General features: G+C 68.1%; 12 protein-coding genes. 4 read left to right on the forward strand and 8 right to left on the reverse strand.

Annotation, left to right across the window (positions count from 1 at the left end; all coding sequences use genetic code 11):
* Positions 1–99: 99 nt before the first annotated feature.
* The 4 genes from COA17_RS01435 to COA17_RS01450 all read right to left on the reverse strand — a co-directional run bounded on the left by COA17_RS01435 (position 100) and on the right by COA17_RS01450 (position 5,568).
* Positions 100–717: a hypothetical protein gene (locus tag COA17_RS01435; protein ID WP_096609729.1), complete on the reverse strand. Its 618-nt coding sequence runs from the start codon at positions 715–717 to the stop codon at positions 100–102.
* A 96-nt stretch (positions 718–813) separates the two neighbouring features.
* A complete protein-coding gene (locus COA17_RS01440) occupies positions 814–1,119 on the reverse strand; it encodes a zinc ribbon domain-containing protein YjdM (RefSeq protein WP_096609731.1) in 306 nt (101 codons plus the stop codon).
* A gap of 73 nt (positions 1,120–1,192) precedes the next feature.
* Positions 1,193–3,880 (reverse strand): aconitate hydratase AcnA, encoded by a 2,688-nt coding sequence (gene acnA / locus COA17_RS01445; RefSeq protein WP_066491424.1) that lies wholly within the window; start codon positions 3,878–3,880, stop codon positions 1,193–1,195.
* Positions 3,881–4,044: 164 nt separating this feature from the next.
* Positions 4,045–5,568, reverse strand: coding sequence for a fumarate hydratase (locus COA17_RS01450; protein ID WP_096609733.1), 1,524 nt, complete (start codon positions 5,566–5,568; stop codon positions 4,045–4,047).
* A 112-nt stretch (positions 5,569–5,680) separates the two neighbouring features.
* Between COA17_RS01450 and COA17_RS01455 the strand changes: the two genes are divergently transcribed.
* The 4 genes from COA17_RS01455 (at position 5,681) to COA17_RS01470 (ending at position 10,628) form a co-directional block, all read left to right on the forward strand.
* On the forward strand, positions 5,681–8,392 hold the full coding sequence (locus COA17_RS01455) for an EAL domain-containing protein (protein WP_096609735.1): 2,712 nt from the start codon (positions 5,681–5,683) through the stop codon (positions 8,390–8,392).
* Positions 8,393–8,467: 75 nt separating this feature from the next.
* Entirely contained in the window at positions 8,468–9,169 is a 702-nt protein-coding gene (locus tag COA17_RS01460; protein ID WP_245857340.1) for a prolyl hydroxylase family protein, read from the forward strand.
* 76 nt (positions 9,170–9,245) lie between these two features.
* Positions 9,246–10,016 carry a class II aldolase/adducin family protein gene (locus COA17_RS01465; protein WP_066491436.1) on the forward strand — a complete coding sequence of 257 codons (771 nt, stop codon included), beginning with the start codon at positions 9,246–9,248 and terminating at the stop codon, positions 10,014–10,016.
* Positions 10,017–10,142: 126 nt separating this feature from the next.
* Positions 10,143–10,628, forward strand: a complete 486-nt coding sequence (locus COA17_RS01470; protein WP_096609737.1) for a hypothetical protein — start codon at positions 10,143–10,145, stop codon at positions 10,626–10,628.
* 90 nt (positions 10,629–10,718) lie between these two features.
* Here the strand turns inward: COA17_RS01470 and pnp are convergent, their stop codons facing one another.
* From pnp to COA17_RS01490, 4 genes are all read right to left on the reverse strand, one after another.
* Positions 10,719–13,043, reverse strand: a complete 2,325-nt coding sequence (gene pnp, locus COA17_RS01475) for a polyribonucleotide nucleotidyltransferase (protein ID WP_070321721.1) — start codon at positions 13,041–13,043, stop codon at positions 10,719–10,721.
* A gap of 153 nt (positions 13,044–13,196) precedes the next feature.
* The gene (gene rpsO / locus COA17_RS01480; protein ID WP_066490321.1) at positions 13,197–13,466 is read right to left on the reverse strand and encodes a 30S ribosomal protein S15; all 270 of its coding nucleotides are present in this window, start codon (positions 13,464–13,466) and stop codon (positions 13,197–13,199) included.
* Between the two features lie 23 nt (positions 13,467–13,489).
* On the reverse strand, positions 13,490–14,446 hold the full coding sequence (gene truB / locus COA17_RS01485; protein ID WP_096609739.1) for a tRNA pseudouridine(55) synthase TruB: 957 nt from the start codon (positions 14,444–14,446) through the stop codon (positions 13,490–13,492).
* Positions 14,447–14,450: 4 nt separating this feature from the next.
* Positions 14,451–15,143 carry a site-2 protease family protein gene (locus tag COA17_RS01490; protein WP_096609741.1) on the reverse strand — a complete coding sequence of 231 codons (693 nt, stop codon included), beginning with the start codon at positions 15,141–15,143 and terminating at the stop codon, positions 14,451–14,453.
* Positions 15,144–15,163 lie beyond the last annotated feature (20 nt).

Consider the following 15,163-nt stretch of genomic DNA (forward strand, 5'->3'; position numbering starts at 1 on the left):
GGGGTCTCGTCATTGGCTGGCGGGCCGCGTTGCCATCGCGAGATCCCAGCCTTCGCTGGGATGACGGTGGGGGAAGGGAGGCCGGCGGCCCCTCATTCGTCACGGATGCGGCGCGATCCCGTCCCACATATCCCGATGGTCCGCGACATGCCCGTCCATCCCCGGCTTGGTCAGGTAGCCGCGCGCCTCGGGGATGTGACTGTAGATCATCCGCAGCGGGCGTTCGTGCCATTGCACGTTGACGGTCCATTGGTCCGGGAAGAATTCCAGCGACGAATAGCGCAGGTGATCGTGGATCCACCACGCCAGCCGCTTCCAGTCGTCGGGCGCGGTGAAGGCGTCGGCGAAGCTGGTGACGACGATCGCGGCGGTCGCGCCCATCTGACCGCCGGCATCGCGCCGGTCCCAGATATGCCCCGCCAGGCTGCGTTCGTTGGGCGCGCAGCCATAGCCCTTGGCCGCCCCCAGCGCGTTGACCTCCGCCGACCGCAGGCCGGAACGGATCGACAGCCGCCCGAACGCATCCTGCAACGGCTCCAGCACGTCGGTGCACAGCCGCGTCCCCGCCGCGATCGCCAGATCGGGATCGTCGGGCACATTGGCCAGCCCGTGCATCGCGGCGATTTCCGAATAGAGGAAATCGCGCATGTAGAAGCTTTTCGACAATGGCACCCGGCCCAGCTCGGCCAGCCGCGCGACGGTCTGCGGTTTGTTCACACGCACTCTCCCCGGCGCGCGACGTAGCGGCAAGTGGGGGGCGGCGCGAGCCTTTGTGACACTGATGTGTCCGCGAGCGGGACGCCGGGTAAGCGCCTAGCGCTTCCTCACGAACTCCGCGCGCAGCACCAGTCCCTTGATCCCATCGAAGCGGCAGTCGATTTCCTGCTCGTCGCCGGTCAGACGGATCGACTTGACCACCGTGCCGCGCTTCAGCGTCTGGCTGGTGCCCTTGACCTTCAGGTCCTTGATCAGCGTCACGCTGTCGCCATCGGCCAGCAGGTTGCCGACCGCGTCGCGCACCTCGACGCCGTCACCCGCGGGCACCGCCGTGGGCGCGCTCGCCTCGCCCGCCGGCACCCATTCGCCGGTCGCCTCGTCATAGACGTAATCGTCGCTCATCCGCTTGCCCCCCAAAAGAAGAAGGGAGGGCGTTGCGGCCCTCCCTTCCAAAAAACGATAATCTTCCCGCGCGTTATGCGGCGAGCTTGCGCAGCACGTACTGCAGGATGCCGCCGTTCAGGAAATATTCCAGCTCGTTGACGGTATCGATGCGGCAGCGGGTCATGAACGTCTCGGTCGTGCCGTCCGGGCGGGCCAGCGTGACCTCCACGTCCTGGCGCGGGCGCAGCGATGCGACGCCGTGGATCGTGAACGTCTCGTCCCCGGTCAGCTTCAGCGTCTCGCGCGTCACGCCTTCGGCGAACTGGAGCGGCAGGACGCCCATGCCGACCAGGTTCGAGCGGTGGATGCGCTCGAAGCTTTCGGTGATGACCGCACGCACGCCCAGCAGGTTGGTGCCCTTCGCTGCCCAGTCGCGCGACGAACCGGTGCCATATTCCTTGCCGGCGACGATGACGAGCGGGGTGCCGTCGGCCTTGTGGCGCATCGCCGCGTCGTAAATCGGCATCACCTGGCCTTCGTAGCGGCTCATCCCGCCCTCGACGCCCGGCACCATCTCGTTCTTGATGCGGATGTTGGCGAAGGTGCCGCGCATCATCACCTCGTGATGGCCGCGGCGCGCGCCATAGCTGTTGAAGTCCTGCTTCGACACCTGATGCTCCTGGAGCCAGGTGCCCGCGGGGCTATCCGCCTTGATCGAACCGGCGGGCGAGATGTGGTCGGTGGTGATCGAATCACCCAGGATCGCCAGCGGCTTGGCCTCGATGATGTCGGTCACCGGCGCCGGGGTCATGCCCATGCCGTCGAAATAGGGCGGGTTGGCGACATAGGTGGAACCGGCGCGCCACGTGTAGGTGTCCGAACCGGTCACGTCGATCGCCTGCCACTTGGCATCGCCGGCATAGACGTTGCCGTAGCGCGCGCGGAACATGCCGTCGTCGATGTTCGCGGCCATCAGGTCGGCGACTTCCTGGTTGGTCGGCCAGATATCCTTCAGGTACACGTCCGCGCCGTCCGAACCCTGGCCGATCGGCGTCGCGTTCATGTCGGTGGTGACGGTGCCCTTCAGCGCATAGGCGACGACCAAGGGCGGCGAGGCGAGGAAGTTGGCGCGCACGTCGGGCGACACGCGGCCCTCGAAGTTGCGGTTGCCCGACAGGACCGAGGCGGCGACGATATCGTTGCCGTTGATCGCGGCGGAGATCGGCGCGGCCAGCGGGCCGGAATTGCCGATGCAGGTGGTGCAACCATAGCCGACCAGGTTGAACCCGATCGCGTCGAGATCCGCCGACAGCCCGGCCTTGTCGAGGTAGTCGGTGACCACCTGCGACCCCGGCGCCAGCGAGGTCTTGACCCACGGCTTCGGCGTCAGGCCGCGCTCGCGGGCCTTACGCGCGACCAGCCCGGCGGCGACCAGCACCGACGGGTTCGACGTGTTGGTGCAACTGGTGATCGCGGCGATCACGACGTCGCCGTCGCCGATGTCATGCCTGCGATCGTCCACCGCGACGCGCGCGGGGGCCGACTTGCCATAGGTCCTGGCCAGATCGGCGTTGAAGACGTCGTCGACCTTGTCCAGCGCGACCTTGTCCTGCGGGCGCTTCGGGCCGGCCAGCGAGGGCACGACCGTCGACATGTCCAGTTCCAGCGTGTCGGTGAACACGGGATCGGGGCTGTCGGCATGGCGCCACATGCCCTGCGCCTTGGCATAGGCCTCGGTCAGCGCGACCACCTCGTCCGGGCGACCGGTCAGGCGCATATAGTCCAGCGTCTTGTCGTCGACCGGGAAGAAGCCGCAGGTCGCGCCATATTCGGGCGCCATGTTGGCGATCGTCGCGCGATCGGCCAGCGTCATCTGGTCGAGGCCCGGGCCGTAGAATTCCACGAAGCGGCCGACGACGCCCTTGGCGCGCAGCATCTGCGTCACGGTCAGCACCAGATCGGTCGCGGTGATGCCCTCGCGCAGCGCGCCGGTCAGCTTGAAGCCGACGACCTCGGGGATCAGCATCGACACCGGCTGGCCGAGCATCGCGGCCTCCGCCTCGATCCCGCCGACGCCCCAGCCGAGCACGCCCAGCCCGTTGATCATCGTCGTGTGGCTGTCGGTGCCCACCAGCGTGTCGGGATAGGCGATCGTCGCGCCACCCTTGGCATGGTCGCCGGTTTCCTGCGACGCCCAGACGGCATGGCCGATATATTCCAGGTTCACCTGATGGCAGATGCCGGTGCCCGGCGGCACGACCTTGAAATTGTCGAGCGCCTTCGATCCCCACTTCAGGAATTCGTAGCGCTCGGCATTGCGGGCATATTCCAGGTCGACGTTATCCTCGAACGCCTTGGGCGTGCCGAATTCGTCGACCATGACCGAGTGGTCGATGACGAGGTGGACGGGCACCTGCGGATTGATCTTCGCCGCGTCGCCGCCCAGCTTGGTGATCGCATCGCGCATCGCGGCCAGATCGACCACGCACGGCACGCCGGTGAAATCCTGCATCAGCACGCGCGCGGGGCGATACTGGATCTCGCGGTCCGAACGGCGCTCCTGCTGCCAGTCGACGATCGCCTTGATATCGTCCTGCGTGACGGTCACACCGTCCTCGAAGCGCAGCATGTTCTCCAGCAGCACCTTCATCGAGAAGGGCAGGCGGCTGATATCGCCGAACTTCTCCTCGGCGGTCTTGAGCGAGAAATAGTCGTAGGACGCGCCCCCGGCCGACAGGGTGGTACGGGCGTTCAGGGTATCCTGGCCGATGGCCGTCATGGGCGTGATCCTTCCTCAAGGGCCGGGCGCGCTCGGGGAGGCGGCAGGTGCCGCACGGGCGCGCGGAGGCGAATGTCCTATTTGCCGCGGGCGATAGCAGCGAGGGCGGCGGGGGGGAAGGGGGTTGACGCTGCGCCTGCGAACGCCCCTTCCGCACCCCCGCATCACGCGGGAAGCAGCAGGCCTTCCTTCGCGATCTTTTCCCTCCACACCAGCGGGGCGAGCTGGTGGACGTTGTTGCCCTCCGCATCGACCGCGACGGTGACGGGGAAGTCCTTGACCTCGAATTCGTAGATCGCCTCCATCCCCAGGTCCTCGAACCCCACGACCTTGCTGCCCTTGATCGCGCGCGCCACCAGATAGGCCGCGCCGCCGACTGCCATCAGATACGCGCTCTTCGCCTCGCGGATCGCGTCGGTGGCGGCCGGGCCGCGCTCGGCCTTGCCGACCATCGCCAGCAGTCCCTGGTCGAGCATCATGCGCGTGAACTTGTCCATCCGCGTCGCGGTGGTGGGGCCGGCGGGGCCGACCACTTCCTCGCCCACCGGATCGACCGGGCCGACGTAATAGATCACGCGGCCGCGGAACTCGACCGGCAGCTGCTCGCCCTTCGCCAGCATGTCGGCGATGCGCTTGTGCGCGGCGTCGCGCCCGGTCAGCATCTTGCCGTTCAGCAGCAGTCGGTCGCCCTGCTTCCACGACTGCACCACCTCCGGCGTCAGCGTGTCGAGGTCGACGCGGATCGCGGCCTTGTCCGGCGTCCAGTTGACGTCGGGCCATTCCTCCAGCTTCGGCGCTTCCAGATAGACCGGGCCGGAGCCGTCGAGCGTGAAATGCGCGTGGCGGGTGGCGGCGCAATTGGGGATCATCGCCACCGGCTTCGACGCGGCGTGGGTCGGCCAGTCCATGATCTTGACGTCCAGGATCGTGGCCAGCCCGCCCAGCCCCTGCGCGCCGATGCCCAGCGCGTTGACCTTGTCGAAGATCTCGATGCGCAGCGCCTCCAGATCGTTCTTCGGCCCGCGCGCCTTCAGCTGCGCCATGTCGATCTGGCCCATCAGGCTTTCCTTGGCCAGCAACACCGCCTTTTCCGCGGTGCCGCCGATGCCGATCCCCAGCATCCCGGGCGGGCACCAGCCGGCGCCCATCTGCGGGATCATCTCCAGCACCCAGTCGACGATCGAATCGCTGGGGTTCATCATCTTGAACTTCGACTTGTTCTCGCTGCCGCCGCCCTTGGCCGCGACGTCGACCTGCACCTTGGCGCCCGGCACCATCTCGACGTGCAGCACGCTGGGCGTGTTGTCGCGGGTGTTGCGGCGGGTGAAGGCGGGGTCGGCGAGGATCGAGGCGCGCAGCTTGTTCTCGGGGTGGAGATAGGCGCGGCGCACGCCTTCATCGACGACCTCCTGGAGCGAGCGGTCGCTCTCCAGCCGGCATTCCTGCCCCCATTTGACGAACACGGTGACGATGCCGGTGTCCTGGCAGATCGGGCGATGCCCCTCCGCGCACATCCGGCTGTTGGTCAGGATCTGCGCGATGGCGTCCTTTGCCGCGGGGCCCTGCTCGACCTTATAGGCCTCGCCCAGCGCGCGGATGTAATCCATCGGGTGATAGTAACTGATGAACTGGAGCGCGTCGGCCACACTCTCGATCAGGTCGGCTTCGCGGATGATCGTCGTCGTCATGGCCGCGCGGTGTAGGGCGGGTCGCCGTTTCGGGCAATATCGGACCGTTTGCGGGCATGGCAAACCCGCCGCCTAAGCATTTCCGTAACCATGGGCGGGTTACGCGGGCACGATGATGCGCCGTCTCCGCGAGCCTGTCCGTGACCTCGACGCCCGCGCCGGCCCCGGCGGCGCGCTGGGGCTGACGCCGGCACCCGACGACGGGTGCGAGGACGAGCGCCGCGCCGCCCTGCGTGCCGCGGCGGCGGTGTGGCCCGCGGCGATGGCGGTGCTGCTGGCGGTGCCGGCGGCGCTGATCGCGCTGGCCGCGCATCAGGGGCGCTATGACCTGGCCGTATCGCTGGCGCTGCGCGCCGGCCCGGCGCTGGCGCTGGCACCGGCCTGCCTGATGATCCTGACCGGCTGGGGGCGGATGATGGCGCACCGCCGCACCGCGGCGATGGCGCTGGCGGCGGCATGGATCGCCTTGTCGCTGTCGCTGCTCGGAATGGACGTTGCCGCGTTCGCCGCCGGGATCGGCGAAGCCGCCACCGTCGCGGTGACGGGCGCCGCGATCGTCGTCGCGGCCGCGCTCTATCCGGTCCGCGCGGCGAGCATCGCCTTCGCGTCGATGCTGGCGGCGGTGATGATCGCCAACGACGGCATCACCGCGGCGTCGCTGGTGGCGACGGCGGTGGCGGCGCTCTACGCCCTGGCCCAGCTGCACGGCGGGGTGACCGACCAGCGCGCGGCGCGCGCGCGGCGGGTGGAGCGCGCCGACGACGGGCGGGCGCGGCGGCTGATGGGCGAATATGAAACGCATGGCGCGGGCTGGTTCTGGCAGACCGACCGCCACGGGCGGATCAGCTATCTGTCCGCAAAGGTCGCTCAGCAGCTGCGCGGCGCGTCGGGGGCGGGGGCGGGCGAAGCTGACGCCGCTGCCGACCTGATCGGCCAGCCGCTGACCGCGATCTTCGCCGTCGAATCGCAGCAGCTGGAAACCGAACGCACCCTGTCGTTCCACATGTCGTCGCGCACGTCCTTTTCCGATTACACCGTCTGCCCCGCTGCGGCGGACGCACCGGAACGCTGGTGGTCGATTTCCGGCCGCGCGATCCATGACGAACTCGGCCGGTTCCAGGGGTTCGCCGGCTGGGGCGCGGACCTGACCGCGCGGCGCCGCGCCGATGCGGAGATCGCGCGTCTGGCGCTGTTCGACAGCCTGACCGGGTTGGCCAACCGCCAGCGGATGCGCCTGTCGCTGGAACAGGCGCTGACCCCGCAAGGCGGCGGGCACGGGTCGACCGGGCTGTTCCTGCTCGACCTCGACCGGTTCAAGGCGGTCAACGATACGCTGGGGCACCAGGTCGGCGACGAATTGCTCAAGGAGGTCGCGCAGCGGCTGCAGCGCACGATCGGCGAGGCGGGGCTGGTCGGGCGGCTGGGCGGCGACGAATTCCAGGTGGTGATACCGCGCGAGGGCAATCGCGACCGGCTGGCGGCGCTGGCGGACCGCGTGATCGCGGCGCTGTCGCTGCCCTATCATATCGATCACGCGACGCTCTCGATCGGCTGTTCGATCGGCATCGCGGTCGCCCCGCTGCACGGCGATTCGCCTGAGACGCTGGTCCGCAATGCCGATCTGGCGCTGTACGCGGCCAAGGCCGACGGGCGCGGCGTCCACCGTTTCTATCGCGAGGAATTGCTGGAGGGCGCGCAGAACCGCAAGCGGCTAGAGGACGATCTGCGCCAGGCGCTGGGGCGCGACCAGTTCCACCTGACCTATCAGCCGGTCGTGTCGACGAAGGACGCGCTGATCGTCGGCTATGAGGCGCTGCTGCGCTGGGAACATCCGCAGCGCGGCGCGATCAGCCCGACCGATTTCGTGCCGGTGGCCGAGGAATGCGGGCTGATCGAATCGATCGGCGAATGGGTGATGCGCACCGCCTGTATGGAGGCGGCCGGCTGGCCGGACCATGTGCGCGTCGCGGTCAACGTCTCGCCGATCCAGTTCGCCAACCCCGCACTGCCCGCGATCGTCACCAGCGCGCTGGCGGCATCGGGGCTCGCCCCGCACCGGCTGGAGCTGGAGATCACCGAGGGCGTGTTCCTGAACGAGGATGCCTCGTCCGAACAGATGTTCCGCACGCTCAAGTCGATAGGGGTGCGGCTGGCGCTCGACGATTTCGGCACCGGCTATTCCAGCCTCGGCTATCTGAAGAAGGCGCCCTTCGACAAGATCAAGATCGACCAAAGCTTCGTGCGCGGCGCGATCCAGCCGGGCAACCGCAACGCCGCGATCATCAAGGCGATCGTCAGCCTGGCCGATACGCTGGGCATGGAAACCACCGCCGAGGGGGTCGAGCAGCAGGACGAGATCGCGCTGATCCGCGACCTGGGCTGCAGCCATATCCAGGGCTATGTCTATGGCCGCCCCGCGCGGCTGGCGACGGTGCGCGACCAGCTGGCGGCGGCGGGCGGCTATGCCGTGGCGATCGGGCACAAGACCAGCCGCGCGATCCGGCAGAAGATGCTGCGCACCGCGCGGCTGATGCTGGGCGAGGAAAGCGGCGAGGTGCGCATCCGCGATCTGTCCGCCACCGGCGTGATGATCGACGGCATCGACCTGCCGGAGGAGGCGGTCGGCTATCCGGTGCGGATCGAGCTGGAGGAGGGGCGCTGGGTCGCGGCGGTGATCCGCTGGGTCGATGACGGGCGCGCGGGTCTGCGGTTCGACCGCGCGCTGGCCGGGCGCGACATGGACGACGCAGGTGAGGGCGGCGCGTGGACGGCGGGCACGCCGCCGTCCTCTCCGGCGGCGCGCCGGGCCGGCGGACGGCGTTAACGCGCGCTTTACCATGCGATCCTAGACCGGGCCGGTTCCGCCCGCACGCCCGCGGGCGGTGGGAGAGCGCCGCGCATGTCCGTCCACCAACCGATCGTGCTGAGCGAGGAGATGCTGCTGGCGACGCGCTTTGCCGGGGCGACGCGCCATCCCAGCCCGCTGGTCGAATTATGGTCGATGCCCGGCTTCCTCGATCCGGGCGAATGCGACATCCTGATGCGCTATATCGACGCCAACCGGCGGCCGTCGCAGATCGCTTATGGTGCGGCGGATGCACGCACCAGCGAGACGTGCGCCTTCGATCCCGCGGCGCCGGTGGTGCAATTGCTGGACCTGCGCTTGTCGCTGCTGCTGGGCATCGCGCCCACGCTGGGCGAGCCGATCCAGGGCCAGCGTTATGGGCAGGGGCAGGAATATCGCCTGCACCACGATTATTTCGAGCCGCACCATCCCGATGCCGGCACCCATGCGTCGCGCTGCGGCAACCGTACCTGGACCGCGATGATCTACCTCAACGAACCCGAGGAAGGCGGTGAGACGCATTTCGCCTATCTGGAGGAAGCGTTCATACCCCGGCAGGGGACGATCCTGTGCTGGAACAACATCGGCGCCGACGGCCGGGCGAACCGCTACACGCTGCACGCCGGGCGTCCGGTGACGCGCGGCAGCAAGTATATCGTCACCAAATGGTATCGCGAGCGCGACTGGGCCGGGACGTCGCCTGCCGCCGGTGCGCCCCGCCCGGCGCGCCGTCATTCCGGAAAGCGGCGCCGCTGATCTCCCGCCGGGGGTGGCCAGCGGCCGCGCGATCCGATATTCCGTTGCCAAACGAAACGCGACGAGGAGAGTGGTGATGGCGACGCTGGCTCAGGTGGATACGTCCCGATACGCACCCGGCGAGTGGGAGGCGCGCGTCGATCTGGCCGCCGCCTACCGGCTGGTGGCGCTGTACGGCTGGGACGATCTGATCTTCACGCACCTGTCGGCGCGCGTACCGGGGCCGGAACACCATTTCCTCATCAACCCCTATGACATGATGTTCGAGGAGATCACCGCCTCCTCGCTGGTCAAGATCGACGTGGAGGGCAATCCGGTCGGCGCGACGACGCACCCAGTCAACCCGGCGGGCTTCACGATCCATTCCGCGATCCACATGGCGCGTGAGGATGCGCATGCAGTCATGCACCTGCACACGCCGCACGGTCAGGCGGTCAGCGCGATGGAATTCGGGCTGTTGCCGCATACCCAGACCGCGATGATCGCGGGACACGACGTCGCCTATCACGATTACGAAGGCATCGCGACCGACCTGGAGGAGCGCGAGCGGCTGGTGCAGGACATCGGCGACAAGAGCGTCATGATCCTGCGCAACCACGGCACGCTCGCGGTGGGCGACAGCGTCGCGTCGTGTTTCCTGCGGCTGTACTTCCTAGAGCGCGCGTGCGAGGCGCAGGTGCTGATGCTGTCCGCCGGGCGCGAGCACCTGAACAACCCGCCGCAGGGCGTCGAGGACAAGGTGGCCGGCCAGTCGAATCCGAAGGGGATGGGGATGCTGGCGCAGAAGCTGGCGTGGCCCGCGCTGCTGCGCAAGCTCGACCGGATCGACCCCGGCTATCGCGACTGACGGGCACGGGGCGGGGCATTGCCAGCGTCGCACAGGCGCGGCAAAGGCACGGGGCATGACGTCCCGGTCGTTCGATCGCGCGCCGGGTGCCGATCCCTGTATGACCGCCCCGTCGGAGAAAGCCCTATGCGCCCGATCGTCCCCGTTGCCGCCACCGTGCTTGCCGCCACCCTGCTCGCCGCGTGCGGATCGAGCGAGAAGTCGACCACGGTCGGCGGCACGACCTTTGCCTCCGACGACAGCAAGGGCACGTCGACGATCACGAGCGAAAAGGGCATGATCCGCGCCACCGATGGCACCGCCGCGGCGAAGGTGACGATGCCGGCCTATGCGCCGCTCTATCCCGGCGCGGCCGTCACCGGAGTGATCGAGACCGAAAACGACGGCAAGAAGAACAAGATGGTGACGCTCAGCACCCCCGACGCGATCGGCAAGGTGCTCGATTTCTACAAGGGGTCGCTGACCGGCGCAGGATGGAAGGTGCCGTCGTCGTTCGTCGGCGCCGATGGCGGGATGCTCGCCGGAGAAAAGGACGGCAAGAGCGTGTCGATCGCCTTTTCGCGGCACGATGAGGGGAAGACCGACGTGGTGGTCAACGTCCCCGGCGATTGAGGGGCGCGCACATCGCCCGAACGAAAACGGCCCCGGCAGCGCGTGCTGCCGGGGCCGTCGTCGTTTCGGTCCCGTGGGACCGGCGGTCGCTTAGTCGCGGTCGCCGGTCAGGAACGCCGGGGCGAAGGCGGGGGCGTCGCCCTCGTCCTTGCCGCCTTCACGGCGCGGGCCGCGGCCTTCGCGGCGCGGGCCGCGATCGCCGCCGCGCTCGCCACCACGGCCGCCGCCGTCACGGTCGCCGCGCCCTTCGCGGCGCGGGCCACGGTCGCTGCGCTCGTTACGCTCGCCGCGCGGTTCGCGCGCCGGGCGGGTGTCTTCCAGCTCGGCGCCGGTTTCCTGGTCGACGACGCGCATCGACAGGCGAACCTTCCCGCGCGGATCGATCTCCAGCACCTTGACCTTGACCTCCTGCCCCTCGGACACGACGTCGCCCGGCTTCTCGACACGCTCGTTCTTCATTTCGGAGACGTGGACGAGACCGTCCTTGCCGCCCATGAAGTTCACGAACGCACCGAAGTCGACGATGTTGACGACCTTGCCGGTGTAGATCTTGCCGACCTCGGCCTCTTCGACGATGCCCTTGATCCAGTTCATCGCCGCCTCGATCTGCGCGCCGTCCGACGAGCTGATCTTGATGACGCCTTCGTCGTCGATATCGACCTTCGCGCCGGTCTGCGCGACGATCTCGCGGATCACCTTGCCGCCGGTGCCGATGACGTCGCGGATCTTCGACTTGTCGATCTGCATCGTCTCGATCCGCGGCGCATGCGCCGACAATTCGGTGCGGGTGGTCGACAGCGCCTTGGCCATTTCGCCCAGGATGTGCGCGCGGCCTTCCTTTGCCTGGCTCAACGCGACCTTCATGATCTCCTCGGTGATCCCGGCGATCTTGATGTCCATCTGCAGGCTGGTGATGCCCTCGCTGGTGCCGGCGACCTTGAAGTCCATGTCGCCCAGGTGATCCTCGTCACCCAGGATGTCGGACAGGACGGCGAAGTCCTTGCCCTCCAGGATCAGGCCCATCGCGATGCCCGACACCGGGCGCTTGATCGGCACGCCCGCGTCCATCAGCGCCAGCGAGCCGCCGCAGACGGTCGCCATCGACGACGATCCGTTCGACTCGGTGATGTCCGACGTCACGCGGATCGTGTACGGGAACTCCTCCTTCGTCGGCAGCACCGGGTGCAGCGCGCGCCACGCCAGCTTGCCATGGCCGATCTCGCGGCGGCCCGGCGCGCCGAAGCGGCCGACTTCGCCGACCGAATAGGGCGGGAAGTTATAGTGCAGCATGAAATGCTGGTACGACAGGCCGTTCAGGCCGTCGATCATCTGCTCCGCATCGCGGGTGCCCAGCGTGGTGGTCGCGATCGTCTGCGTCTCGCCGCGGGTGAACAGCGCCGAACCGTGCGCGCGCGGCAGGAAGTGGACTTCCGATTCGATCGGGCGGATCTGCGTGGTCGAACGCCCGTCGATGCGGCGCCCGTCCTTCAGAATCGCGGTGCGGACGATGTCCGCCTCCAGCTTCTTGACCAGCTTGGCCGCGACCAGCTGCTCCTGCGGCGAACGGTCCGCCATCGCGTCCTTCGCCTTGGAACGGGCCGCCGCCAGCGCGGTCTGGCGCGCCTGCTTGTCGGTCAGCTTGTAGGCGGCGGTGATGTCCTTGCCGATCAGCTTCTTCAGCTCGGCCTTGACCGCCTTCTGGTCGTCGCCCGCGGGCAGGTCCCACGGATCCTTGGCGGCCTGCTCGGCCAGATCGATGATCGCGTCGATCACCTGCTGCGACGCCTTGTGCGCGAACATCACCGCGCCCAGCATGACCTCTTCCGACAGCTCCTTGGCTTCGGATTCGACCATCATCACCGCGTCGTGGGTGGCGGCGACGACCAGGTCCAGGTCGCCCTCGACCGCCTCGGCATCGGTCGGGTTGAGGATGTATTCGCCATCCTTGTAGCCGACGCGCGCCGCGCCGATCGGGCCCATGAACGGCACGCCCGAGATCGTCAGCGCCGCCGACGCCGCGACCAGCGCGACGATGTCCGGCTCGTTCTCGCCGTCATACGACAGCACCTGCGCGATGCAGTTGATCTCGTTGTAGAAGCCTTCCGGGAAGAGCGGGCGCACCGGACGGTCGATCAGGCGGCTGATCAGCGTCTCGCGCTCGGTCGCGCCGCGCTCACGCTTGAAGAAGCCGCCAGGGATGCGGCCGCTGGCGGAGAACTTTTCCTGATAGTGGACGGTGAGCGGGAAGAAGTCCTGCCCTTCCTTCACCTTCTTGGCGGCGGTCACTGCGCACAGCACCACCGTTTCGCCGAGCGTCGCGATCACCGCGCCGTCGGCCTGACGGGCCACACGGCCCGTTTCGAGAGTGAGGGTCTTTCCGCCCCACTCGATCTGCACCTTCTTGGTATCGAACATCTGTTTTCCTTCACACCGGCGACCCTATGTCGCCGGGGCCTGTGTTCGAACGGGCACGTCCCGTTCGTGTGGCGGAGTGTTCCGCCGCCGCCCGCTTGGCCGAATTGCCGGAGGGCGGATACGAGAAGGGCGCCGCTAGGGCGCCCTTCCGGATTACTTGCGAAGACCCAGCTTCGCGATGAGGGCGAGGTAGCGGTCCCCGTCCTTCTTGCGGAGATAGTCGAGCAGCGAACGACGCTTGTTGACCATCATCAGCAGGCCGCGGCGCGAATGGTTGTCCTTCGCATGGCCCTTGAAATGCTCGGTCAGGTTCTTGATCCGCTCGGTCAGGATCGCGACCTGGACCTCGACCGACCCGGTGTCGCCTTCGGCGCGGGCATTGTCCTTGATGACGTCCTGGCGGCGTTCAGCAGTGATCGACATTCATATTCCCTAGATCGACATCGTTACAGGTTGAAACCACGGGTGACGCGGACGTTGCCGTCCTCCACCTCCACCAGCGCGACGGGTATGTCCCCCAGCATGGCGAAGGCCTGACCGTCATCGGCGGCGATCCCGATCAGCGCGCGCCCCTGGCGGAGCGACCCTGCCTGATCGGGGGTGAGCGATAGAGCCGGGATGTCGTCCAGCCCCGCGCTCAACGGCAGGAGTTTGTGTTCAAGGCTGCGCGCCTTAGCGATTTCGTCCAGTTTGTCCAGCGTAATCGCATCGGCGAGCGCGAACGGCCCCGCCTTCGTCCGCCTGAGATAGGTGACATGGCCGACGGTTTCCAGCGCCAGCGCGATATCGCGCGCGAGGCTGCGGATATACGTCCCCTTGGAGACATGCGCGGTGAGGGTGATCTCCTCAAGCGGATCGTCATTCCAGCGAAGGCCGAGGTCCTCTAGTGATGGCCCGGTGCGCTGCACTGGAAGATCCCGGCCTTCGCTGGGATGACGTATCCGCACGGCATGAACCGTCACGTTCCGCGTCGCCAGCACCACCTCCTCGCCCGCGCGCGCCAGATCGTAGGCGCGCTGGCCATCGACCTTCAGCGCCGAATAGGCGGGGGGCATCTGCGCGATCGGTCCGGTGAAGCGCGGCAGGATCGCGGCGACCGCGGCGGCGGTCGGGCGCACCTCGCTGGTCGCGATCACCTTGCCCTCGGCGTCGAGCGTGTCGGTCTGCTCGCCGAAGCGGATCGTGAAATCGTACACCTTGTCGCTGTCAAGCATCCGCCCGGCCAGCTTGGTCGCCTCGCCGATCGCGATCGGCAGCACGCCGGTGGCCAGCGGGTCGAGCGTCCCGCCATGCCCCACCTTCGTCTTGCCATAGCCGCCGATGCGCAACGCGCGCTTCACCGCGGAGACGCCCTGCGTCGACCCAAGCCCCAGCGGCTTGTCGAGGATCAGCCAGCCGTGCACCGCCTCACCCCCCGATCGCGGTGGCGAGCGACAGGTACAGGTTCGTCAGCGCCTGTGCCGGCGGCGCGACCAGCCGCTGGACGATGTTCGCCTGCGGCAGCAGCGCGGGCAGCACCAATAGCAGGACGATGAGCAGCGGGAAGCCGAACCGCGCCAGCCCGTCCCACTTCTGCGCCAGCCGCTCCGGCAACAGCCCTGCGACGACATGCCCGCCGTCGAACGGCGGCAGCGGGATCATGTTGAACACCGCCAGGAAGACGTTGATGAGCAGGAAGTTGACCAGGTTCGACGCGACGAACGCCGCCACGCTGCCCTCGGCCGCGGTCTCGATCGACTGCGCGAACAGCCCCAGCAGGATCGCACCGACCAGCGCCAGCGCCAGGTTCATCGCCGGCCCCGCCAGCGCCACCAGCATCATCGCGCGGCGCGGATCGCGCAGGTGGCGCGTATCGACCGGCACCGGTCGCGCCCAGCCGAACACCGGCGCCTTGGCGATCGCCAGCATCAGCGGCAGCACGACGGTGCCGATCGGGTCGACATGGCGCAGCGGGTTCAACGACAGCCGGTTGAGCCGCTCCGCAGTGCGATCGCCCAGCGCGCGCGCCGCCAGGCCATGGCTCACCTCATGGAAGACGATCGCGATGATGAGCGGGATCAGCCATATCGCGACCGACCAGACGATGCCGTTGGGGTTCATGCCGCGTCAGATAGGCGCGC

The sequence above is a fragment of the Sphingomonas ginsenosidimutans genome (genome assembly GCF_002374835.1).
In the GTDB taxonomy this organism is placed as follows: domain Bacteria; phylum Pseudomonadota; class Alphaproteobacteria; order Sphingomonadales; family Sphingomonadaceae; genus Sphingomonas; species Sphingomonas ginsenosidimutans.